The sequence below is a fragment of the Streptomyces sp. NPDC052682 genome, assembly GCF_040678435.1.
Lineage (GTDB): Bacteria > Actinomycetota > Actinomycetes > Streptomycetales > Streptomycetaceae > Streptomyces.
In genome coordinates this window covers 19,953-42,796 of record NZ_JBFATS010000004.1, presented here as the reverse complement: position 1 = coordinate 42,796, position 22,844 = coordinate 19,953, and the positions used below count along the sequence as shown (strand labels likewise).

The 22,844-nt window shown below is 73.3% G+C and carries 16 protein-coding genes; 9 read left to right on the top strand and 7 right to left on the bottom strand.

Annotated elements, in window-relative coordinates:
- Window positions 1-27: 27 nt before the first annotated feature.
- Complete coding sequence (locus AB0K80_RS07075) at window positions 28-1,584, top strand: hypothetical protein (protein ID WP_365666703.1); 1,557 nt, start codon at window positions 28-30, stop codon at window positions 1,582-1,584.
- A 9-nt stretch (window positions 1,585-1,593) separates the two neighbouring features.
- Here AB0K80_RS07075 and AB0K80_RS07070 read toward each other — a convergent pair whose 3' ends face one another.
- Window positions 1,594-2,007 (bottom strand): organic hydroperoxide resistance protein, encoded by a 414-nt coding sequence (locus AB0K80_RS07070; protein ID WP_365666701.1) that lies wholly within the window; start codon window positions 2,005-2,007, stop codon window positions 1,594-1,596.
- A gap of 117 nt (window positions 2,008-2,124) precedes the next feature.
- On the opposite strand from AB0K80_RS07070, the gene AB0K80_RS07065 reads away from it, so the two are divergent.
- From AB0K80_RS07065 to galE, 3 genes are all read left to right on the top strand, one after another.
- Complete coding sequence (locus tag AB0K80_RS07065) at window positions 2,125-2,583, top strand: MarR family transcriptional regulator (RefSeq protein WP_365666699.1); 459 nt, start codon at window positions 2,125-2,127, stop codon at window positions 2,581-2,583.
- Window positions 2,584-2,848: 265 nt separating this feature from the next.
- Window positions 2,849-4,453, top strand: coding sequence for a glycosyltransferase family 2 protein (locus AB0K80_RS07060; protein ID WP_365666697.1), 1,605 nt, complete (start codon window positions 2,849-2,851; stop codon window positions 4,451-4,453).
- Window positions 4,454-4,517: 64 nt separating this feature from the next.
- Window positions 4,518-5,510, top strand: a complete 993-nt coding sequence (gene galE, locus AB0K80_RS07055; RefSeq protein WP_365666695.1) for a UDP-glucose 4-epimerase GalE — start codon at window positions 4,518-4,520, stop codon at window positions 5,508-5,510.
- Window positions 5,511-6,127: 617 nt separating this feature from the next.
- Here galE and AB0K80_RS07050 read toward each other — a convergent pair.
- Window positions 6,128-6,754: a TetR/AcrR family transcriptional regulator gene (locus AB0K80_RS07050; RefSeq protein WP_365666693.1), complete on the bottom strand. Its 627-nt coding sequence runs from the start codon at window positions 6,752-6,754 to the stop codon at window positions 6,128-6,130.
- Window positions 6,755-6,906: 152 nt separating this feature from the next.
- Here AB0K80_RS07050 and AB0K80_RS07045 point away from each other — a divergent pair, with 152 nt between their 5' ends.
- From AB0K80_RS07045 to AB0K80_RS07030, 4 genes are all read left to right on the top strand, one after another.
- A complete protein-coding gene (locus AB0K80_RS07045; RefSeq protein WP_365666691.1) occupies window positions 6,907-7,821 on the top strand; it encodes an ABC transporter permease in 915 nt (304 codons plus the stop codon).
- Window positions 7,814-8,656 carry an ABC transporter ATP-binding protein gene (locus AB0K80_RS07040; RefSeq protein ID WP_365666689.1) on the top strand — a complete coding sequence of 281 codons (843 nt, stop codon included), beginning with the start codon at window positions 7,814-7,816 and terminating at the stop codon, window positions 8,654-8,656. Before AB0K80_RS07045 ends, AB0K80_RS07040 begins: the two co-directional genes overlap by 8 nt.
- 152 nt (window positions 8,657-8,808) lie before the next feature.
- Window positions 8,809-11,004 carry a CDP-glycerol glycerophosphotransferase family protein gene (locus AB0K80_RS07035; RefSeq protein ID WP_365666687.1) on the top strand — a complete coding sequence of 732 codons (2,196 nt, stop codon included), beginning with the start codon at window positions 8,809-8,811 and terminating at the stop codon, window positions 11,002-11,004.
- Window positions 11,001-12,668 (top strand): glycosyltransferase family 2 protein, encoded by a 1,668-nt coding sequence (locus tag AB0K80_RS07030; protein WP_365666685.1) that lies wholly within the window; start codon window positions 11,001-11,003, stop codon window positions 12,666-12,668. Before AB0K80_RS07035 ends, AB0K80_RS07030 begins: the two co-directional genes overlap by 4 nt.
- A 61-nt stretch (window positions 12,669-12,729) precedes the next feature.
- On the opposite strand, the gene AB0K80_RS07025 is transcribed toward AB0K80_RS07030, so the two are convergent.
- From AB0K80_RS07025 to AB0K80_RS07005, 5 genes are all read right to left on the bottom strand, one after another.
- On the bottom strand, window positions 12,730-14,214 hold the full coding sequence (locus AB0K80_RS07025) for a hypothetical protein (RefSeq protein WP_365666684.1): 1,485 nt from the start codon (window positions 14,212-14,214) through the stop codon (window positions 12,730-12,732).
- Window positions 14,198-14,656 (bottom strand): GtrA family protein, encoded by a 459-nt coding sequence (locus AB0K80_RS07020; RefSeq protein ID WP_365666681.1) that lies wholly within the window; start codon window positions 14,654-14,656, stop codon window positions 14,198-14,200. The genes AB0K80_RS07025 and AB0K80_RS07020 overlap by 17 nt, the downstream gene beginning before the upstream one ends.
- A 131-nt stretch (window positions 14,657-14,787) precedes the next feature.
- Window positions 14,788-19,725: an NAD-glutamate dehydrogenase gene (locus AB0K80_RS07015; RefSeq protein ID WP_365666679.1), complete on the bottom strand. Its 4,938-nt coding sequence runs from the start codon at window positions 19,723-19,725 to the stop codon at window positions 14,788-14,790.
- An 883-nt stretch (window positions 19,726-20,608) separates the two neighbouring features.
- Window positions 20,609-21,277 (bottom strand): HAD family hydrolase, encoded by a 669-nt coding sequence (locus AB0K80_RS07010; RefSeq protein ID WP_365666676.1) that lies wholly within the window; start codon window positions 21,275-21,277, stop codon window positions 20,609-20,611.
- A 74-nt stretch (window positions 21,278-21,351) separates the two neighbouring features.
- Window positions 21,352-21,867 (bottom strand): hypothetical protein, encoded by a 516-nt coding sequence (locus AB0K80_RS07005; protein WP_365666674.1) that lies wholly within the window; start codon window positions 21,865-21,867, stop codon window positions 21,352-21,354.
- A gap of 334 nt (window positions 21,868-22,201) precedes the next feature.
- On the opposite strand from AB0K80_RS07005, the gene AB0K80_RS07000 reads away from it, so the two are divergent.
- Window positions 22,202-22,837, top strand: coding sequence for an Rv3235 family protein (locus AB0K80_RS07000; RefSeq protein ID WP_365666671.1), 636 nt, complete (start codon window positions 22,202-22,204; stop codon window positions 22,835-22,837).
- The last annotated feature ends 7 nt before the right edge of the window (window positions 22,838-22,844 follow it).

Genomic DNA, 22,844 nt, shown 5'->3' with positions numbered 1-22,844 from the left:
GTTGACGCGGGCGGGAACATACCGCCAATGTCACAGACGCTCCCTGTCCGGTGGACCGCGCGCGGCGCGACGGCGCTGCGCGGTGGCCGTCCCTGGCGCCCCACCCCCTACCAGTTCGCCGGGTTCCTGTTCTTCCTGGTGATGTCGCTGGCCTACTGGCGGGTGCCGCTGTGCTGTGACGCCGGGCAGCACGCGGCGGTCGTCGAACGGCTCAGGGCCGACCTGCTCCACCCGCGCCACCCGAGTGCCGACCTGCCGGGCGCGGGCAGCCCGTACTACTCGCCATACGCGGTCGTGCAGGGCCTCTTCGCCCGGCTGACGGGGCTGACCGGCTGGGAGGTCGTGAAGCTGACCGGGCCGGTGAACCTGCTGGTGCTGCTGACCGGGCTCGGCCGTTTCGTCCGGGTGCTGAGCCCGCGGCCCTGGGCGCCGGTGCTCGCGCTGGGCGCCATGACGCTGCTGTGGGGCACCGAACGCGCCTGGTGGAGCGGTTATCTGGGCCTGATGTCGATGACGGGCACGCTCGGCTACCCGTCGGCGTGCGCGGCCGGGCTCACCTTCTGGGCCTGGGCGCTGACGGGCGCACGGGCGCGGGACGCCGGTCCGGTGCGGTTCGTGGGGCCGAGCGGCCAGCGGGGTCTGGCCGGGTACGCGGGGACCGGGGTGCTGTACGGGGTGATCCTGCTGGTCCACCCGATCACCTCCGTGGCGGCCGGGCTGGGGGCCGTCGCGCTGGTCGCCGGGTGGCAGCGCGGCCGGCGGGCCGCGGTGGCCGCGCGCTGGGCGGTGACGTGCGGTGCGGCCCTGCTGGTCGCGGGGTCCTGGCCGTACTTCGACGTGTTCGCGCTGGCCACGGACGGCAGTGTCGACGCCATGCACCGGGGGCTGTACCTGCGGCTGGGCGAGCGGTACGGGCTGGCGCTGCTGGGGCTGCCCGCGCTGTGGCTGCGGTGGCGCCGCTCCGCGCGGGACCCGCTGGTGCTGATGTTCGCCGCGGACTGCCTGGTGGTGGCGTACGGCTGGGTCAGCGGCCACTACACCTACGGCCGGATCCTGGGGCTGGCGCTGGTGCCGCCGCAGTTCGCGCTGGCGGTGGAGCTCGCGGCGGCCCGGCCCTGGCCGGTGTGGCGGCGGGTGCTGGGCGGGGCCGCGGCGGCGGGCGCCTGCGCCGGGTTCCTCACGGTGCACGCGGGGGCGGTGGTACCGCGTGCCCTGGACCCGGTGGGTTTCGCCCAGCCGCCGCGCTGGCCGTCGTACGACTGGGCGGCCCGGTACATCCGGCCCGGCGAGGTGGTGATCACCGACGGCTACTACGCCGTCCACGCGATCGCCGGGCACGGGGCGAACCTGGCCGCGCCCGCCTGGCCGGACCCGGCGCTGGACGAGCGGCAGCGGCGGCGGCTGCTCGCCGACGTGCGCGCCTACCTCGCCCCGGACTCGACCCGTACCGAGCGCACCGCCCTGGCCCGCCGCCACCGCGTGCGCTGGCTGCTGCTGACGCGCTGGCATCCGGTGCCCGAGGAGGCGGTGGTGGTGGCGTGGAGCCGGCGGACGGGGGAGGTGCTGGCCCGGGTCGGGGGGTGACCGCGGCGGTTACTCGATGACGAGGTCGACCGGGATGTTGCCGCGGGTGGCGTTGGAGTACGGGCAGACCTGGTGGGCCTGCTCGACCAGCTTGCGGCCGGTCGCCTCGTCGATGCCCTCGGGCAGCTCGACGCGCAGGGTGACGGCGAGCGCGAAGCCCTCGCCCTGCTTGCCTATGCCGACCTCGGCGGTGACGGCGGCGTCGCTGACGTCGACCTTCGCCTGCCGGCCGACCAGACCGAGGGCGCTGCCGAAGCAGGCGGCGTACCCGGCGGCGAACAGCTGCTCGGGGTTGGTGCCCTGGCCGTTGCCGCCGAGCTCCACGGGCATGCCGAGGGCCAGGTCCAGGGTGCCGTCGGAGCTGACGGCGCGTCCCTCGCGGCCGTGGGTGGCGGTGGCGACAGCGGTGTAGAGCGCGTCCATGGAGAACCTTCCGTCTGTGCGGGCCTCGGTGAGGAGGCGAGTCGGTGACGTCCAGAAGTAGAGCACACAATTAAGTTGTGCACAACTAAATGGCGGGCAAACAGGTATCCTGGACGCATGACCTCGCCCGCCGCGGACTGGCTCCGCCTCGACCAGCAGATCTGCTTCTCGCTGAACGCCGCCTCGCGCGCCTTCGGCGGCGTCTACCGCGTGATCCTCAAGGACCTGGGGCTCACCTACCCGCAGTACCTGGTGATGCTGGTGCTCTGGGAGCACGACACGCTGCCCGTGAAGCAGCTGGGCGAGCACCTGCGCCTGGACTCCGGCACGCTGTCACCCCTGCTCAAGCGGCTGGAGGCGGCCGGCCTGGTGCGCCGGGAGCGCAGTGCCCGCGACGAGCGCTCGGTGGAGGTGGGGCTGACCGGCCAGGGCCTGGCCCTGCGGGAGCGGGCGCTTGAGGTGCCGCGCCGGATCGCGGCCGCGACCGGCTTCGACCTCGACGAGATCCGCGACCTGCGCGACCGCCTCGACCGCCTCACCACGGCCCTGGACACGGCGGCGGACCAGCAGCGGTAAGAAACCCGATTGGCCTGTTTGGCGAGCTCTTACCGTCCTGTGGCGGAGTATCGACGCGCTCATGGCATTCGCCCGGCTTACGATCCGGCGTGATGAGACGCCGCCGCTTCCCCGCTCCGGCCGCCGCCCGGGTCGGCCCCGGACCGCAGAAACGGCCGCCAGGAGTGAACCGGAACCGGGTGTGGAGCGTCTTCCCCACGGGGTACCAACCACCCCATAGCGGGACCAAACCTCACCCCGTCCGCGCATCCGTCCAGGGACGCCCATGAACGCTCCCCCTTCCCGGGCCGCGGTGGCCGTCGTGGTCATCGGGTACGACGACGTCGCCCATGTGACGGACGCCGTGCGGTCCGCCCTCGCGCAGGGCCCCGCCGTGCGCCAGGTCGTCGCCGTCGACGACTGCTCCACGGACGGCAGCGCCGGCCTGCTGGCCCGTCTGGCCACGACCGAGCCGCGCCTGACCGTGGTCCGCCGCCGCACCAACAGCGGCGGCTGCGGCACCCCGCGCAACACCGGGCTGGACGCGGTGACCGCGCCCTACGTGATGTTCCTGGACAGCGACGACGTCCTGCCGCCCGGCGCGGTGGACGCGCTGCTCGGGGCGGCCGAGCAGGAGCGCGCCCAGGTCGCGGGCGGACTGTGCGTACGCCGGGAGCTGCCCTCGGGGCGCGAGACACCGTGGGAGGAGCGCCTGTACGCACAACGCGCCGTCCTCGCCCGCCCGGCGCAGCGACCGCGCCTGGTGCACGACACGCTGTGCGTCAACAAGCTGTACCGCACGGACTTCCTGCGCGAGCACCGCATCCGCTTCCCCGAGGGCCGCTTCCCGTACGAGGACGTCGTCTTCACCGCGCGCGTGCTCGCCGCCGGCCCGCGCCTCGTGCTCGTCCCCGACCGGGTGTACGTCTGGCACGTACGCCGGTCCGCCCGGCGGCTGTCGATCTCGCTGGACCGCGCGGACGCCGGCAACTGGCGGGCCCGCACGCACGCGTGCCGCCTGGCGTACGAGATCCTGCTGGGCGCCGGGCAGAAGCAGCTGGCCCGCGCGGCCCGCGCCAAGTTCCTCGACCACGACCTGCGCATGTACGTCCGTGAGCTGGGGCTGCGCGACGCGTCCTACCGGCGCGCCTGGTGGGAGCTGACCCGGGCCCACCTCGCGGAGTACGACGCGGCCGACTGGACGCGCAACCCGGCCGCGCCCGGCCGGCTGATCGGGCGGGTGATCCTGGCCTCCCCCGAGCCGCGTGACCTGCCCCGGCTGCGCGACCTGGCGGCCCGCCCGGCCCGCCTGCTGCCGCCGTACGCCCGCACGGCGGACGGCACGCCCGTCTGGTCGGACGATCTGCCCGACGTGTCCCTGGAGGCCCTGCTGACCCATCCGGTCGGCCTCCTGCCGCTGGCCGTGGAGGCCGGGCTGCGGCCCCGCGCGCGGGGCACCCGGCTGCGGCTGCGCCTGCACGAGATGTACGGGCGGCTGGCCCAGGCGGAGCCGAGGTCGGTGGAGGTGGCCTGGCGGCGCCGGGAGGACGACCGGACCTCCCCGCTCCGCACGACCGCCCTGGAGCGGTCCGGCGGCACCTGGACGGCCGGGGCGTCCGTGGACCTGGCGGAGCTGGCGGCGTCCGGGCCCGGGACCTGGGACCTGCACCTGCGGGTCCGCTTCGGCGACGGGGCGAGCCGCGAGGTCACGGCGCACGCGCTGCCGGGCGCCGGTCTGCTGCGCCGCCGCGCCGTCCCGAGCGCCCGGCACGGGGTGGTCCTCGTCCAGCCCTACGCGACCCACTCCGGTGCCCTGGCGCTGCGCGTGGCACCCGGCGTACGCGGTGTGATGTCCGTGGTACGCGCACGAGCACGGCGCCTGCTTCACTGAGAGCCGGCCCGCTTCACCGGCGGGCGGGACACCCACCGGCCACCTGACGAGGGGACGACCGCACATGACCTGGTTGATCACCGGCGGCGCCGGTTACATCGGGGCGCACGTCGTACGGGCGCTGACCGAGGCGGGGGAAGAGGCGGTGGTGTACGACGACCTGTCCACCGGCGTCGCCGAGCGCGTGCCGGACGGGGTGCCGCTGGTGGTGGGCTCCACGCTGGACGGCGACCGGGTCGCCCGCGCCCTCGCCGACCACGGCGTCACCGGGGTCGTGCACCTCGCGGCGAAGAAGCAGGTCGGCGAGTCCGTGGAGCGCCCCCTGCACTACTACCGGGAGAACGTCGAGGGCCTGCGCGTCCTGCTGGAGGCGGTGACGGCGGCGGGCGTCCCGTCCTTCGTGTTCTCCTCCTCGGCGGCGGTGTACGGCATGCCGGACACCGCCCGGGATGACGGCCTGGTGACCGAGGACACGCCGTGCGCGCCGATGTCCCCCTACGGCGAGACCAAGCTGGCCGGCGAGTGGCTGGTCCGCGCCACGGGCCGCGCGACGGGCCTGTCCACGGCCTCGCTGCGCTACTTCAACGTGGCGGGCGCGGCCCGCCCCGAGCTCGCCGACGTCGGCGTGTTCAACCTCATCCCGATGGTGTTCGAGAAGCTCACGCACAACGCTCCCCCGCGCATCTTCGGCGACGACTACCCGACCCCGGACGGCACGTGCGTGCGCGACTACATCCACGTCGTCGACCTGGCGGAGGCCCACGTGGCCGCGGCCCGCGCCCTGCGCGCCGCCCCCGGCCGCGACCTGACCCTCAACATCGGCCGCGGCGAGGGCGTCTCGGTCCGCGAGATGATCGACCGCATCAACGCGATCACCGGCTACGACCGCCCGCCCACGGTCGCCCCCCGCCGCCCCGGCGACCCGGCCCGCGTCGTCGCCTCCGCCGACCGGGCCGCCGCGGAACTCGGCTGGAAGGCCCGCCACGACGTCCAGGACATGATCACCTCGGCGTGGGAGGGCTGGGTACGCCTCCATCCGGAGGCGGCACGGCACTAGCCCGCGCGAACGACCGGGCCGTCCCGCCCCGAGCGCCGCGGCCGCCGTCACCGGTGACGCCGCCCTGGGGCTGCCCCTTCGCGTTCGGCCCCGATGACCAGCTGAGCCGACCCGACCGCCCCACCCGCCCGGCACCTGACCGCCTCAGCCGAGCCGACCGACCCATCCGCCGCCCGACCGCCTCAGCCAACCGGCCGACCCACCCACGACCGGCTGAGCCGGATCGGCGCACCCGCCCCGCGCCCGACCGGCCCAGCCATGCGGACTTACCCGCCCGGCGGTCGGGCGGATGAGCCGAACCGGCCGAACGCACCAACCGACCGACCGGCTTAGCCAGACCGACCGGACGCACCCGCGACCGGCTGAGCCGGATCGGCAGGCGCCCCGCGCCTGACCGGCTCAACCAAACCGACCGACCCATCCGCCGCCCGACCGCCTCAGCAAAAGCGACCGGATCCACCCGACCGGCTGAGCCGGATCGGCGGACCCACCCGCTGACACACCGACAGCCGAACCAGTCCCGCCCCCGCGCCCGACCGGCCCAGCCAAGCCGGCCCACCCGTCCGGCGGCCGACACGCTGAGCCGAACCGGCCGAACACACCCCGCCGAGCCGCCCTCAGACCGCCTTCAGTGCCTCCGCCGTGGCCCGGGCCAGGGCCGCCAGGTACCCCTTCGGCAGCTTGGGGCTGCGGATCACCACCGAGCGCCAGTACAAGGGGCCCGAGATCAGGTCGAGGGCGAGATCGTGGTCGATGCCGGACCGGACCTCGCCTCGCCGCTCCGCCGCCGTCACGATGCCGCTGGCCACCCCGTCCTGCCCCTCGCGCAGCGCCTTCTGCAGGGCCTGCGCGATCTCGGGGTTGCGCGCCGCCTCGGCCTGGAGGTCCGGGAGGATCTGCGAGGCGACCGGGTGGCGCAGGGCGCGCGAGGTGACCTCGTAGAGCAGCCGCAGGTCACCCTCCAGCGAGCCCGTGTCCGGGACGGGCAGCCCCTGCACGGCCAGCGCCGAGACGATGTCGAGCACCAGGTGCAGCTTGGAACGCCACCGGCGGTAGACCGCCGTCTTGCCGACCCCGGCCCGCCGCGCGATGCCCTCGATGGACATCCGCGCGTACCCCACCGCCGCGAGCTCCTCGAAGACGGCGGCGCGGATGGCTTCCGTCACGTCCTCCCGCAGCACGGCCGCCCCGGCGGGGGCCCGGCGGCGCTGACGCGGCTGGGGCTCGTCGGCGTTCGTCGTCATGCCGCACAGCATAGGCCGTAGCGACGAAACGGTTGCGTTCCGACGCTCGATCGTCCTACGCTCACGTTGCGACGATACGGTCCCGTCCCGACGTAAGAGAACGTCAAGAATCCCGTAAACGCCCACCCCCTCCCCGAACGAAAGCAGCGGATGTGAGCCAGGTCCTGAACACACCGCCCCCGACAGCGATACCGGCCGACGACGACCTCGCGGCCCTGGCCGCCCGCCACGGCCTGACGGTCAGCGGCGCCCGCCCCTCGCTGCCCGAGTACGTCCGCCAACTGTGGGCTCGCCGCCACTTCATCAGCGCGTTCGCCACCGCCAAGCTCACCGCCCAGTACAGCCAGGCCAAGCTCGGCCAGGTCTGGCAGGTCATGACGCCCCTGCTGAACGCGGCGGTGTACTACTTCATCTTCGGCGTCCTGCTCGGCACCAAGCACGGCGTGCCGGACTACATCCCGTTCCTGGTCACGGGCGTGTTCATCTGGACGTTCACGCAGAGCTCGATCATGGCGGGCACCCGCGCGATCTCCGGCAACCTCGGCCTCGTACGGGCCCTGCACTTCCCGCGCGCCGCGCTGCCGATCTCCTTCTGCCTGCAGCAGCTGCAGCAGCTGATGTTCTCCATGGGCGCCCTGGTGGTGATCCTGCTCTGCTTCGGCGTGCCGGTCCGCGTCTCCTGGCTGCTGGCGCTCCCGGCCCTGCTGCTCCAGTTCAGCTTCAACGCGGGCGTCTCCCTGGTGATGGCCCGGATGGGCGCCAAGACCCCGGACATCGCGCAGCTCATGCCGTTCGTGCTGCGCACCTGGATGTACGTCTCGGGCGTCATGTGGAGCATCGACAAGCTCGCCAAGAAGGACAGCCTGCCGCACCTGGTGACGGTCGCCCTGGAGAGCAACCCGGCCGCCGTCTACATCGACCTGATGCGCTTCGCCCTGATCGACAGCTTCCACGCGCACCAGCTGCCGCACCACGTGTGGGCCCTCGCCATCGGCTGGGCGCTGGTGGCCGGCGTCGGCGGCTTCATCTACTTCTGGAAGGCTGAGGAGACGTACGGCCGTGGCTGACCGCACCGCGAACGAGAAGATCCCCACCGTCGTCGCCGACGGCGTCGACATCGTCTACCGGGTCAACGGCACCGGGGCCGGCCGCGGCTCCGCCACCGCCGCCCTCAACCGCATGCTGCGCCGCAAGCAGGCCGAGAAGGCGGCCGGGGTGCGCCGGGTGCACGCGGTGAAGAACGTGTCCTTCGTCGCCTACAAGGGCGAGGCCATCGGCCTGATCGGCACCAACGGCTCCGGCAAGTCCACCCTGCTGAAGGCCGTCGCCGGGCTCCTGCCCGTGGAGAACGGCCGGATCTACACCGACGGCCAGCCCTCCCTGCTGGGCGTGAACGCGGCCCTGATGAACGACCTGACCGGCGAGCGCAACGTGCACCTGGGCGGCCTGGCCATGGGCATGTCCCGCGAGCAGATCAAGGAGCGCTACCAGGACATCGTCGACTTCTCCGGCATCAACGACAAGGGCGACTTCATCACCCTGCCGATGCGCACGTACTCCTCCGGCATGGCCGCCCGGCTGCGCTTCTCCATCGCCGCCGCCAAGGACCACGACGTGCTCCTCATCGACGAGGCCCTGGCGACCGGCGACCGGTCCTTCCAGAAGCGCTCCGAGGACCGCATCCGCGAGCTGCGCCGGCACGCGGGCACGGTCTTCCTGGTCAGCCACAACAACAAGTCCATCCGGGACACCTGCGACCGGGTGCTGTGGCTGGAGCGCGGCGAGCTGCTCATGGACGGGCCGACGGAGGAGGTCCTCAAGGAGTACGAGGCCTTCACCGGGGACAAGTCCGCCAAGCCCCGGCCGAAGCCCTCCGCCGCCGCCCGGCCGGCACACGCCTAGCCGGTACTCGCCCAGCCGGTACATAGGGAACCGCAGGGGACGAAAGCGCCTCTTCCCCCATGAGGCGCAATTCCACCCGTCTGGTTCATCACTTTGGTGACACCATGACCGGATAGGCGCGTCTGGAGCGACGAGATGAAGGAGTCCCCGCGATGCCCGAGCTCAGCGTCATCGTCCACGGGCCGAACACCCAGGACCACCTGACCGGACTGCTCGACTCCCTCGCCGCCCGCCCCCTGCCGGACGCCGAGGTGATCGTGGCCGCGGTCGGCGACTGGGCCCGGGAGACCGCCGAACGGCACGCGCCGGACGTCCAGGTGCTGCCCCTTCCCGACGGGACCGGCGACGCCGCGGCCCGGGCGGCCGGGGCGGCCCGGGCCACCGGGCGCTGGCTGCAGTTCGTGCACGCCAAGGACGGCCTGCCCGCCGGCGCCCCGCACACCGTCGCCCAGCACACCGCCGGCCTGCCCGACACCGTCGACGTGCTGCTGCTGGACCACGTCCGCAGCACCTGGCAGGCCGCCGGCCTGCCCTCCCCCGACGGCCCGCTGCTGGCCCGGGCGGGCCGCGCCGACCTCGCCCTCGACGACTGCGTGCCGCTGCTGCGGCTCACCCCGCTGCTGGGCACCCGCGCGATACGCACCGCCTTCTGGCACGCCCACGCCGAGCACCTGGCCACCGACGACGAGGCGTACGCGGCGTACGCCACCCTGCTGCTCGCCGGCCGGGTCGCCTGTCTGCCCCACGTCGCCTACGAGGACCGCCGCCTGCGCGCCGAGAGCCTGCCGCCGGTCACGCCCGCGCAGCGCTACGCCCTCGTCGACCGCTACGAGGCCCTGCTGGACCTCACCCGGGACCGCCCGGCCGCGTACGCCGTGCTGTACGACGTCATGGTCCGCGACTGTCTGCGCACCTTCGCCCGCGCCGGCCTGCCGGAGCCGGTCGCGCGCGAGTTCTTCCGCCGGGCCTCCCTCGCGGCCCTGCGCCGCCGCCCCGAGGGCCACCGCCGCCCGGCCGGCCTCGAAGGCATCCGCCGCGCCCTCCTCGAAGAGGGCGCCTACGGCAGGTACCGCGCCTTCCAGGCCGCCAACCGCACCCGCCGGGCCGCCAGGTCGGCCGTCCGCAGCGGCCGGCGCCAGGCCGGCGCCAAGCTCCGCGCCCAGCAGTACCGCAGGGCGCTGAACCGCCCGGTCGATCCGCACCTGGCCGTCTTCGCCGCCTACTGGAACCGGGGCGTGGCCTGCAACCCGGCCGCCATCGCCGCCAAGCTGGCCACACTCGCCCCCCACATCCACCCAGTGTGGGTCGTGACGGCGCAGAACGCGGCCCTGCTCCCGCCCGGCACGGACCACGTGGTCCCCGGCACCCGCCGCTACTGGGAGGTCCTGGCCCGGGCCAGGTACCTCGTCAACAACGTCAACTTCCCCAACGACGTGGTCAAACGCCCCGACGCGATCCACCTCCAGACCCACCACGGCACCCCCCTCAAGCGCATGGGCCTGGACCAGATGCAGTTCCCGGCCGCCGCCAAGGGCCTGGACTTCCAGGCCCTGCTGGAGCGCGTCGACAAGTGGGACTACAGCCTCTCCGCCAACAGCCACACCACGCGCATGTGGGAGCGGGCCTACCCGTCCCGCTTCGTCTCCCTCGACTACGGCTATCCGCGCAACGACGTCTACTACACGGCCGGCGCCGCGCACGTGCGGGCCGTGCGCGACCGCCTCGGCATCGCGCCGGGCCGCCGGGCGATCCTCTACGCGCCCACCCACCGCGACTACGAGGCGGGCTGGACCCCTCGCCTGGACCTCGCCGCCCTCGCCGACCGCCTCGGCGAGGACACCGTCCTGCTGGTGCGCGGCCACTACTTCTACGACCGCGCGGCCTCCCCCCTCACCGGTCTGCGCCGCACCGGCCGCCTCATCGACGTCTCCTCCTACGACCCGGTCGAGGACCTGTGCCTGGCGGCGGACGCCCTGGTCACGGACTACTCCTCGATCATGTTCGACTACGCCAACCTCGACCGGCCGCTGGTGATCTACGCCGACGACTGGGAGACGTACCGCACCACCCGCGGCGTCTACTTCGACCTGATGGCCGAGCCGCCGGGCGCGGTGGCCCGCACCCAGGGGGAGCTCACGGAGATCCTCACCACCGACGCCTGGCGCGACGAGAGCTCGGCCAAGGCCCGGGCCGCCTTCCGGCGCCGGTTCTGCGAGTACGACGACGGCCGCGCCGCCGAACGGGTCGTACGCCGGGTCTTCCTCGGCCAGGACGAGCGGGAGCTGCCGCCGGTGCTGCCGCCGTCGGAACGCGTGCCCGCCCCGACTCCGCAGGAGGCCCTCTCGTGACGACCACCCCCGACGTCACCGTGACGGTCATCGTCCACAACGACGCCGCACGCCTTACGCGGGCCGTGGAGTCCGTCCGCCGCCAGACGCACGCGAACCTGGAGATCGTCATCAGCGACGACCACTCCACCGACGACACCCCCGCGGTGGCACGGCGGCTGGCCGCGCAGGACCCCCGCGTCCGCGTGCTGCGCCTGGAGCGCAACAGCGGCGGCTGCGGCGTGCCGCGCAACCGGGCCCTGGAGGTCGCCCGGGCCCCGTACGTGATGTTCCTCGACAGCGACGACGAACTCCCCGACAACGCGGTGGAGTTGCTGCTGGCCGCGCACCGCGAGCGGGAGATCGACTTCGCGATGGGCGCGGTGGAGCGGGTCCGGGTGGACAGCGGGCGCCGCTCGACGTGGATGCCGCACCTGGTCGCCGAGCGCCGCACGCTGGACGGCATCGAGGCCGACCCGCGCCTGTTCTTCGAGCACCTGTCGACCAGCAAGATGTACGCCCGCGCCTTCCTCGACCGGCACGAGCTGCGCTTCCCCGAGGGCATCCACTACGAGGACCAGCTGTTCTCGGCGCAGGCGTACTGCCTGGCCAAGACGTTCACGATCATCCCGGAGCCGGTGTACCGCTGGTACGTGGCCCCCTACGCCGCCTCCGACGCGGCCTCCATATCCAACCAGCGGCACCGGCTCGGCAACGTGCGCGACCGCGTCCACGTCCAGCGGCTCATCGACGCCTTCCTGGCCGAGAGCGGCCACGAGTCGCTGCGTGAGGACAAGGACCACAAGTTCCTCAAGCACGACTTCCGGATGTACGCCGGGGACCTGCCGTACCGGGACGACGCGTGGCTGTCCGCCTTCGCGGACCTGGTCGACCCCTACCTCCGGACCCTGTCCCCCGGGGCGTACGCCCGCCTCCCGCGCGCCGAACGCATCGTGCTGCAACTGGTCCGCGACCGCCGGCTGGCCGACGCCCGGCTGGCGGCCCGGGGGCTCGGCCACGGTGTCGCGCCCAGGCACGTCACGGCGGACGCGCGGGGCCGCGTCTACTGGGGCGAGAAGATCCCCGAGTCCGAGCAGGCCCGCCGCGAGCTGGACGTGTCCGATCTGGAGCTGGACACGCGGCCGTTCTTCAGCGCCCAGTTCCGCCACGAGATCACCGAGGTGACGCGGGGCCCGGGCGCCTCGGTCGACCTCACCGTCCGTACGTACGACCCCGGCCTGCGCCTGCCGGTGGGCCCGCAGCGCGCGACGCTCCTGCTCGCCCCCGGCCGGCGCCGCCTGCGTCTGCCCTTCCGCCTCTGCCCGGTCCGCCCGGGCGTCTTCGAGGGCCACGTCCACCTGGACCTGGCGACGGCGCCCCTCCCCCTGCACGGCTTCGCGGGCGTACGCCACCCCCTGCTGCGCCTGGACCACCAGGGCCAGGGCAACACGGGCCTGCTGCTGGCCCCCCTGGACTTCCCGTCCCTGACAGCCCGCGTCGGCTACCGGGGCGGCGCGGTCCCGCACCGCGTGACGGTGGAGCCGGAGGGCCACGGCTCGGGCCGCCTGCAGATCCGGTGGGAACCGGTGGGAGTGACGGCACGGGTCCTGCGGCCCGTGGCGCGCCGGGTGGCGCGGCCCCGGGTGAAGCGGGCGGCACGCCTGGTGGCGAGCGTGCTGCGGTGACACCGGGTCGCGGGCGGTGCCAGGGGCACGCCCGGCACCGGCACCGCGGTACGACGGCCGGTCAGCGCACCACCGCGTAGAGCACCTGCCCGTCCGGCCCCCGGGCCACCGCCCGCAGCCCGGGCGTCCCCTGAAGCCCGCGCCCGGCGTCCACGACCCAGCGCACCCCGTACTCCCGCAGTATCCGCCGCCGTTCGCCCGCCGGTGTCCCGGCCGTGAAGTACCGCCGTACGGCCGCCTGGCGGCGCCGCTCGTCCGGCAGGAAGAAGTCGGGGTAGCCGGGGGCCACCGTGTAGGCCCCGTAGGCGGGGATCTGACGCGCCGGGAACGTGCGCGCCATCACCACGTCCCCGTACCTCACCCACGGTGTGATCCAGTGGTAGCCCCGCCACGGCGGCCGGTACCTGGCGGCGACGGGCTCCGGCAGGTCACCGCGCGGTACCACGTACCCGACCGTGCCGACCTGGGTCCAGGCTCCCACGGCCAGCGCGCCGGCCAGGACGCAGGCCCAGCCGGCCCTCACCGCCCGCGAGGCACCCGCCCGCACCGTCTCCAGGGCCGCCGCGAGCTGGGCCGGGATCAGAGCGGCCGGCAGCGCGCGGCCCCAGGAGTAGTGGCCGCTCAGGGCGCCCGCCGCGACGACCGCGGCGCCCAGCAGGAAGAAGAGCGCCAGCGGATCCCGCCGGTCCCGCCGCCACCTCAGCACCAGCGCGACGACCCCGGGCAGCACCAGCCAGTAGCGGCCCGGCAGATCCCGGTACAGCGGCCGGTGCACCGCCTCCAGGTCGGCGCCGGCACCGAACAGAGCGAAGAAGTCGTAGTACGGCCACAGCAGCAGGACCACCAGCCCCAGCCCCAGCCCGCCGCCCAGGCGGACCCACACCAGGCGCCCGGGCCGGGCCGCGAGCACCACGGCGAGCGCGCCCAGCGAGGCCACGACACCGGAGAACTGGTGCACGAGCAGGATGACCGCCCACAGCACCCCGAGCCCGAGCCACGTGCCCCACCCGCTCGCCGCCGCGCGCAGCGCCCGCGTCAGCCACGCCCAGAAGTGGAAGGCCAGGCCGAGCGCGAAGACACTCGGGTACGACACCGTCAGCGCGAGGGAGTTCAGGCCGAGGAAGCCGCTCCAGGCGAACAGGGACGTGCCCCACAGGAACAGCAGGCACAAAAGCGCCAGGGCGGGGGCGGCCCGATGGGTGCTGAGGGTGCGGACGTAGCGCACCACGCCGGTCACCAGCAGGCCGAGCCCTGCCAGCGCGCCGAGGCGCAGCACCACGAACACCGACCATCCGCTCAGCCGCGCGAGGGCGCCGAGCAGCAGCATCCACGGTGAGTAGTAGGGGCTCGGCGTGTCGGCGTCGACGAGCGGGTTGCCCGGGTCGACGAGGTCGTGCCGCAGGCGCTCGACGGTCGCCGCGTGCATGCCGAGGTCGCCGACCCACGGAAGCCGGACGATCACCAGCAGGAGCAGCAGGACGACGGCTGCGGCACCGGTCTGCGCGGCGAGCGCCGGCCCGGCCGCCGTCCTAGGCGCGGTGCGCATCGTGCTGGAACACCCACGTCCGGTACACCAGGAACCGGAAGGCCGAGGCCAGCACGATCGACGCCGCCTTCACCGCGTTCGACTCGACCGGCCCGTGCAGCCCGAGCCCGTGGTACCCGGCGTAGAACAGGCCGCTCTCCATGGCCACGCCGAGCGCGCTGAAGACGAAGAACAGCGTGATCTGCCGCCGGGTGCGGGCCTCGCGGTCGCGGTAGGTGAAGTAGCGGAAGCCCAGGTAGTTGGTGCCCATGGCGACGACGCTGGCCGACACGGTCGCCGCCATGGCGGGCCAGGCGAGGGCGTGCAGCAGCACGTTGAAGACCAGGAAGTTGACGAGGACGCCGCTGCCGCCGACGATCCCGAAGTTCACCACTTCGAGGACGACGTGCCGCACGGGCCGGGCGGGCGCTGCCACCCGCTCCTCGGACAGGTTGACGGTCACCTCCTAAGCCTTAGCCGGAAACGGTAAGTCCTCCACTCGATTCCCCCTAAGGCACGCCAAGAAGGCCCGCACGGCACGGCGCCCCGGGCCGCCGTCACGACAGCCCGGGGCGCCCTCACGGCCCGTTTCGCCTACGAGTGCGTGCGCAGCAGCGTCCGCATCGTCCGCATCGCCACCGACAGGTTGGCGAGGTCGAACGTCTCCGAGCTCTGGATCTCCTCCAGCGTGGTGCGTGCCCGGCCGAGGATCGCCGCGTTCTTCTGCTCCCACTTCTTGTAGCGCTGCTCCGGCGTCGAGGAGCCGTTGCCCACCGCCAGCACGTCCGCGGTGAGCGCCGCGTGCGCCGCGTACAGGTCCTCGCGGATCGCCGCGCGGGCCATGGACTGCCAGCGGTCGGCGCGGGGCAGCTCGATGATGCGGTCCATCAGCTGGGTGATGCGCAGCCGGTCGGCGAGGTCGTAGTACACCTCGGCGACGTCCAGCGGCTCCTTGCCCATCCGGTCGGCCACCGACACGATGTCCAGGGTCGGGAAGGCGGAGGAGAACCCGGCGACCCGGGTGGCGAGCTCGTCCGGCACCCCGGCGCCGGTCAGCTCGTCGTAGATCTTCTGGTACCACTCCAGGTCCGCGCCGCGCAGCAGCTTCGGCAGCTGCGACCACACCTGCTCGACGCGCTCGGAGAAGAACTCCACCGTCTCGGCGAGCTGCAGCGGCTGCGGCCGGTTGTTGAGCAGCCAGCGCGTGCCGCGCTCCACCAGGCGGCGCGAGTGCAGCCGGATCCGGGTCTGCACGGCCGCCTCGACCTTGTTGTCCAGGGCCTCCACGCCGTCCCAGACGATGGCCGACCGGAAGATCGCGCGGGCCACGGTCTGCGCCCGGACGATCTCCTCCAGCGACGCCCCGGTCTCCTCCCGCAGCCGGTGCAGGTACGTCGTACCGCCCGTGTTGACCGTGTCGTTGACCAGCACGGTCGTGGTGATCTCACGGCGCAGCGGGTGGCTGTTGATCTGGTCGGGGAACTGCTCGCGCAGCGCGGTCGGGAAGTAGCAGTGCAGCAGTCCCCGCAGGTACGGGTCGTCGGGCAGTGAGGTGTGCAGCAGTTCCTCGGCGACCGTGATCTTCGTGTACGCCAGCAGGACGGCCGTCTCCGGGCCGGTCAGGCCCTGCCCCTGCGCGAGCCGCTCGCGGATCTGGCGGTCGGTGGGCAGGAACTCCAGCGCCCGGTCCAGGTGGCCCTCGCGCACCAGGTGCTTCATGTAGCGCTGCTGGGCGTGCAGCATGTCCTTGGACTGGGCGAGGGCGTTGGCGATCGCCGTGTTCTGCGCGTAGTTGTTGCGCAGCACCAGGCGGCCGACCTCGTCGGTCATCTCGGCGAGCAGCTTGTTGCGCTGCTTGACGGTCATGTCGCCGTCCGCGACCAGGCCGTTGAGCAGGATCTTGATGTTCACCTCGTGGTCGGAGGTGTCCACGCCCGCGCTGTTGTCGATGGCGTCGGTGTTGATCCGGCCGCCGTGCAGCGCGAACTCGATCCGGCCGAGCTGGGTCAGGCCCAGGTTGCCGCCCTCGCCGACGACCTTGACGCGCAGGTCGCTGCCGTCGACGCGGATGGCGTCGTTGGCCTTGTCGCCGACGTCCGCGTGGGACTCGGTGGAGGCCTTGACGTACGTCCCGATGCCGCCGTTCCACAGCAGGTCCACCGGCGCCCTGAGGATGGCCTTCATCAGGTCGGCCGGGGTCATCTTGGTGACCTTGTCCTCGATGCCGAGGGCCTGGCGGACGTGCGCGTTGACCGGGATGGACTTGGCGGTCCGCGGGAACACGCCGCCGCCCTGGGACAGCAGCTCCTTGTCGTAGTCCTCCCAGGACGAGCGCGGCAGCTCGAACAGGCGGCGGCGCTCGGCGTAGGAGACGGCCGCGTCCGGGTCCGGGTCGAGGAAGATGTGCCGGTGGTCGAAGGCGGCGACCAGGCGGATGTGCTCGGAGAGCAGCATGCCGTTGCCGAACACGTCACCGGACATGTCGCCGATGCCGACGACCGTGAAGTCCTCGCTCTGGGTGTCCACGCCCAGCTCGCGGAAGTGCCGCTTGACGGACTCCCAGGCGCCGCGGGCGGTGATGCCCATGCCCTTGTGGTCGTAGCCGGCCGAGCCGCCGGAGGCGAAGGCGTCGCCGAGCCAGAAGTTGTACGTGCCGGCGACCTCGTTGGCGATGTCGGAGAAGGTCGCGGTGCCCTTGTCGGCGGCGACCACGAGGTAGGTGTCGTCCCCGTCGTGCCGGACGACGTCGGCGGGCGGCACGACCTGACCGGCGACCATGTTGTCGGTGATGTCGAGCAGCGCCGAGATGAACGTCCTGTAGCAGGCGATGCCCTCGGCCATCCACGCGTCGCGGTCCACACTCGGGTCGGGCAGCTGCTTGGCGACGAAGCCGCCCTTGGCGCCGACCGGCACGATGACGGTGTTCTTGACCATCTGCGCCTTGACCAGGCCGAGGATCTCGGTGCGGAAGTCCTCACGGCGGTCCGACCAGCGCAGGCCCCCTCGGGCGACCTTGCCGAAGCGCAGGTGCACGCCCTCGACGCGCGGCGAGTACACCCAGATCTCGAACGCCGGGCGCGGCGCCGGCAGGTCCGGGATGGCCTGCGGGTCGAACTTCATCGCGACGTAGTCGTGCGGCCGGCCGTCCTCGGCCTGCTGGAAGAAGTTGGTGCGCAGCGTCGCCTTGATGACGGTGAGGAAGGATCTGAGGATGCGGTCCTCGTCGAGGCTCGCCACCTGGTCGAGGGCCGCGTCGACCTCCTCCAGCAGGGCGTCCACGATCTCGTGCCCGGCGCGCTGCCGGTCGGGCGACATCCGCGCCTCGAACAGCGAGACGAGCAGCCGGGTGGTGTGGACGTTGTTGCGGAGGGTGTCCTCCATGTAGTCCTGGCTGAAGGTGGACCCCGCCTGGCGCAGGTACTTGGCGTACGCGCGCAGCACCATCGCCTGCCGCCAGGTCAGCCCGGCGCTGAGCACCAGCGCGTTGAAGCCGTCGTTCTCCGCCTTGCCGGTCCAGGTGGCGGCGAAGGCGTCCTGGAACCGCTCGCGGGCGTCGTCGCCGAAGGAGGCCGCGCCGCTCCTGGGGGTGGGCATGCGCAGCCCGAAGTCGTAGATCCAGGCGACACTGCGGTCCGCGCAGCGCAGCTCGTAGGGCCGTTCGTCCACGACCTCGACGCCGAGCCGGTTCAGCACCGGCAGCACGGCCGACAGGGAGATGGCGTCGCCCCGGCGGTAGATCTTGAACCGGCGTTCCTCGGGCGTGGCGCCCACCGGCTCGTACAGGCTGAGCGCGAAGGTGCGCTCCTCGTCGAGCTGCTCCAGGTGCGCGAGGTCGGCGACCGCGCTGCGCGGGGTGTGGTCGGCCTTGTAGCCCTCGGGGAAGGCGTTGGCGTAGCGGCGCAGCAGCTCCGCCGCGTGCTCCTCGCCCATCTCGGCGGTGAGCGCCTCGGCGAACCCGTCGGCCCAGGAGCGGGCGGCCTCCACGAGCCGGGCCTCGATGCGCTCCTTGTCGGCGTCGGACAGGTGGGGCAGCTCGGTGCCCTGCGGGACCCGGACCACGAAGTGCAGCCGGGAGAGGATCGACTCGGTGTTCCAGGCCGTGAAGTCGACGCTGGTGCCGCCGAGTTCCTCCTTGAGGATGTCGATGATCCGCAGGCGTACGCCGGTGGTGTAGCGGTCGCGCGGGAGGTAGACGAGCGCCGAGTAGTAGCGCCCGTACTCGTCCTGCCGCAGGTACAGCCGCAGCCGCCGCCGCTCCTGCAGGTACAGCACGGACGTGACGATGGACTGGAGTTCGCCGACGGGCGTCTGGAACAGCTCGTCCCGCGGGTACGTCTCCAGGATCTGCAGCAGGTCCCGCCCGTCGTGGCTGTGCGGGGAGAAGCCGGCGCGCTCCAGCACCTCCTCGACCTTGCGTCGGATGACCGGGACGCGGCGCACGGACTCGGTGTAGGCGGCGGAGGAGAACAGGCCCAGGAAGCGCCGCTCACCGACGACGTTGCCCTCCGCGTCGAACTTCTTGACGCCGATGTAGTCCAGGTACGACGGCCGGTGCACGGTCGCCCGGCTGTTGGCCTTGGTCAGCACCAGCAGCTTGTGCTCGCGGGCCTTGCGGCGGGCGTCGGCGGGCAGCCGCTCGAACGACGGGCTGACCGGGTGCTGGTCGTCGCCGGCGTGCTGCGGGTCGGAGCGCAGGATGCCGAGGCCGGTGCCGGGGACGGCGGCCAGCGAGTCGTCCTCGCGCAGCTGGTACTCGCGGTAGCCGAGGAAGGTGAAGTGGTCGTCGGCCAGCCAGCGCAGCAGTTCGCGGGCCTCCTCGACCTGCGGTCCGGGCAGGTCGGCGGGGACGGGCTCGCCCGGCAGCCCCTCCGCCAGCCGGATGGCCGCGTCCCGCATCTTGCCCCAGTCCTCGACGGCCTCGCGGACGTCGGACAGCACCCGCAGCAGGTCGGCGGTGATCTGCTTGAGGTCCTCGCGGTCGGTCTCGCGGTCGATCTCGACGTGGATCCACGACTCGACGTGCGCGTCGTGCGGGAGGTCACCGGCGGGCGGGCCGGGCTGCACCTCGATGAGGCGGCCGGTGACGTCGCGCCGCACCACGAACTGCGGGTGGATGACGACGTGGATCCCGCGGCCCTGCCGCGTCAGCTCGTTCGTCACGGAGTCGACGAGGAACGGCATGTCGTCGGTGACGACCTCCACGACGGTGTGGGTGCACGTCCAGCCGTTCTCCTCGACCGTCGGGGTGTAGACCCGCACGTTGGCCTTGCCCTGGGGGCGGTTCTCGGCCAGCCGGTAGTGCGACACGGCGGCCCCGAAGACGTCGACCGGGTCACGGTCGGTGAGGTCCTCCGGTGCGGTGTGCAGGTAGTAGCGCTGGAGAAACGCGAGCACGGAGTCGCTGTCCGGGGTGTCCGGGCCGCCCTCGCTCGTCGTCCCGGTCGGTAGGTGCCCTCCGACCGGGCTGTTCTCAGCTACCCGGGCGGCCCTCTCGAGCAGCTCGGCCTTGGCTTCGTCCAGCTTGGTCTGCATTGTCCTCTGGCTCCTGTCGCGCGCCGTTGCGTGACGTAGAAGGAAGTACGGTCTCTGCCCTGCCAGCGTCACGTCGTGACGCGGGGTATCCGGTCTGTTCCGACGCTATGCCGCAGGGCGAGAAATGCGGGGGTTTCTGAGCCATTTTTGAGCTGCCCGTCGCACAGGACGCCGCAGTCTGCGACGCTGCGGCCCGGGGAGTGCTCGGCGTCCCGGGAATCGTCGATGTCCCGTCCCGCCCGCGAAGACCAGCGACCGCCACCCGGACACGGATGTCGTCCGTGCTCTCCGGGCGCAGGGCAGGGACAGTGACGCCCCCGCGAACTATCGCGCTGATCACGCCACCAGGCTATCGCTCCTTACAGGGGGCCCGTCATGAGCCGTATGTGTACAAAACCGGGGGTGGAAGTTTGACGTTCTGCACAGTGCGCCGGGCCGCCCGGACTGAAGACCGGCCCGCTACGCCCCTTCGGCCCCCGCCCGCCACACGTACGTGCAGCCACCGACCGACCACGGCACCCCGCGGCACCCGCACCCCAGGCCGACCGCCGCGACCCGCGGCACCCACACCCCGCGCCCCCGGGCCGACCGCCGAAACCGCAGCACCCCGCAACGCCGGGCTACGCGACCCACCCGGCCTCAGCCCCCACACCGGGCACCTCACAGCCGCCGACCGACGCAGCCCGCAGTCACCTGCACCCGCAGGCCGACCGCCGAAACCGCGGGCACGCGTGCCGCCCGGGGCGGCACGGGTGGGCGCGGCGGCACCCCGTAGCGCCGGGCTGCGCAACCCACCCGGCCCAGCCCCCACGCCGGGCACCTCACAGCCCACAGCACTCAGAGCCCGGCCGCAGGACAACCGGCAGCAGCCCAGCCCGGCCCCTCAGGCCGCAGCCAACCGCTCCGCCTCAGCCACCGCCTCCTCCAGCGAATCCACCACCGGCACCCCCACCGCCTCGAGACTCACCCGGCTGTGCGACCCCCCGGTGTACAGCACAGCCCGCGCCCCCACATGCAACGCGGCCACCGCGTCATCCGCCGCGTCCCCGATCACCACCGTCCGCTCCGGCACCACATCCACCAGCGCCTCCAGATGCCGCACCATGTGCTCGGCCTTGCTGCCCCCGGACGGCCCGGTCCGCCCGTCCACCCGTACGAAGTGCGGCTCGATCCCGAACCCCCGCACCAGCGGCACGAGTTCCTCATGCACGTACATGCTCAGCAGCGACTGACTGTGCCCGGCCGACCGCCACCCGGCCAGCAGCTCCGCGGCCCCCTCGGCGAGCCCGCACGTCACCCGGTGCTCGGCGTAGTACCGGTGGAAGATCTCGTCCATGAGCTCCCACTCGGCCTCGGTCGGCAGCCGGCCCATCAGCCGCTCGTAGAACTTCGGCACCGGCACGCAGTACAGCTGCCGGTACTGCTCCAGCGTCAGCGGCTCCAGCCCCAGCTCGGCGAACGCCGCGTTCGTCGCCCCGATGATCGCGTCGATGTCGTGGAACAGCGTCCCGTTCCAGTCCCAGACGATGTGCGCGCCCGTCACCTTCCTCATGCGCAAGACCGTACCCGCCCCCACTGACACCCGAGGGACGAGCAGGTCAATGCGCCCCGAAGGCGCCCCGGGACTCAGTCCGCGAGCCCCACCAGGTTCGGGATCTCCTGCGTGGCGTACCAGAGCAGTTCGTGGTCCTCGGCCCCGTCCACGACGAACTGCGCGTCGTCGTCCCCGCCGTCCGCCGCCTTGAGCGCCGCCGCGGCCGCCGCCACGTCCGCCTCCGCGTCCGCCGCGTCGACGTGCACGGCGGCCGCCTTGGCCAGCGGTACGGTCCCGGCGACCCGCACCTCGCCGAGCGCGGCCGGGTCCAGCCCCCGGTCGGGGTCGGCGCTCGCCGCCCGGTCGGGTACGTCGACGGCGACCACGACCCGGCGCCGCGGCGCCCCGGGATCCGCCGCCAGCAGCCGCAGCGAGGCCAGCGCGGCCCGGCTCAGCGCCGCGTACTCCAGTTCCTCGATGTCGTCGGAGAGGTACCACTCGCGCAGCGCGGGCGTCACGGCGTACGCGACGAACTGCCCGGCCCCCAGTTCACCCGTCTTGTACGCCTCGGCGAGACCGGGGAGGGTCAGGGGGACGTAGACGCGCATGGTCGGCCGCTTTCGTCGTCGGGGACTGCCGCAAAGGCCCCGGTGGGGGCGGCTGCCGCCCCCGCCCGGAGGGCCTTCAGGATACGTGCGGGCGTCCCCTTTCGGGGCCCCGTCCGGCACTCCGCACACGTCAGCCCCGGGCCCGCGATTCACCCGGCACCACCCCGTCGGCCCGGGCTCCGGAACCCCCTCGGTCACCCGGATAAGTGAACATCGCGGCCCGCCCGACGCGCGGCCGCCTTCCTTGCCGCCGCACCTCACGGCCCCGTACAAGATCAGCGACCGCAAGTTACCGCCCGGTACTCACCCGGGCCCGTCGAAACGGGGACCACTCGTGCACAAGGTGATGAGCAGGGCACAGCACCACCAGCCGGGCAGCCGCCCGCCCGGCCGCCGCGACTCCCGCCGCCCGGGCGGCACACCGCCGCGCACCCCGGGCGGCACCAGGCCGCTCACGGCCCCGGGAGCCGGCCGCCCACCGGTCTCACCACGGACGTCGCCCCGCACCGGGCCGGCGGACGGCCGCCCGGCAGCGGCCCCCGGCCGGCCGGCCCCGGCCACCGGCGCCGCCGTCCCGGTGACCGACGCGCCCGTCCCCGCCCGGTACCTGCCCCGCCCGGCCGCCCCGCAGCCACGCCCCACCGACGTCTTCGCCGACCGCCTCCTGCTGGTGCTCAGCGGCCAGCGCCCCGTCCACTGGATGCTCCGGCACACCGCGGGCCGCGCCTACGACGAACTCGCCTGGCTCGCCGAGCGCGGCCCCCTGCGCACCCGGGGCGCCCGCCCGGCCGTCCGCGACATCGGTTACTTCGAACCCCGCCCGGGCGTCTTCGAGGTCTTCGCCCGGATCGGCGCCGGCGACCAGCTGCGCGCCATGGCCTTCCGGCTGGAGCGGGGCCGGGACCTGCGCTGGCGCTGCACGGCCGTGGAGCTGGGCGGCCCCCGCATGCGGCACACCGCCGAGCACTGAACCCGTC

Excerpts from the sequence above, each read along its gene's own strand:
- AB0K80_RS07075 (WP_365666703.1), top strand. The coding sequence starts at position 28 with ATGTCACAGACGCTCCCTGTCCGGTGGACCGCGCGCGGCGCGACGGCG.
- AB0K80_RS07070 (WP_365666701.1), bottom strand. The coding sequence starts at position 2,007 with ATGGACGCGCTCTACACCGCTGTCGCCACCGCCACCCACGGCCGCGAG.
- AB0K80_RS07065 (WP_365666699.1), top strand. The coding sequence starts at position 2,125 with ATGACCTCGCCCGCCGCGGACTGGCTCCGCCTCGACCAGCAGATCTGC.
- AB0K80_RS07060 (WP_365666697.1), top strand. The coding sequence starts at position 2,849 with ATGAACGCTCCCCCTTCCCGGGCCGCGGTGGCCGTCGTGGTCATCGGG.
- galE (WP_365666695.1), top strand. The coding sequence starts at position 4,518 with ATGACCTGGTTGATCACCGGCGGCGCCGGTTACATCGGGGCGCACGTC.
- AB0K80_RS07050 (WP_365666693.1), bottom strand. The coding sequence starts at position 6,754 with ATGACGACGAACGCCGACGAGCCCCAGCCGCGTCAGCGCCGCCGGGCC.
- AB0K80_RS07035 (WP_365666687.1), top strand. The coding sequence starts at position 8,809 with ATGCCCGAGCTCAGCGTCATCGTCCACGGGCCGAACACCCAGGACCAC.
- AB0K80_RS07025 (WP_365666684.1), bottom strand. The coding sequence starts at position 14,214 with ATGCGCACCGCGCCTAGGACGGCGGCCGGGCCGGCGCTCGCCGCGCAG.
- AB0K80_RS07015 (WP_365666679.1), bottom strand. The coding sequence starts at position 19,725 with ATGCAGACCAAGCTGGACGAAGCCAAGGCCGAGCTGCTCGAGAGGGCC.
- AB0K80_RS07010 (WP_365666676.1), bottom strand. The coding sequence starts at position 21,277 with ATGAGGAAGGTGACGGGCGCGCACATCGTCTGGGACTGGAACGGGACG.
- AB0K80_RS07005 (WP_365666674.1), bottom strand. The coding sequence starts at position 21,867 with ATGCGCGTCTACGTCCCCCTGACCCTCCCCGGTCTCGCCGAGGCGTAC.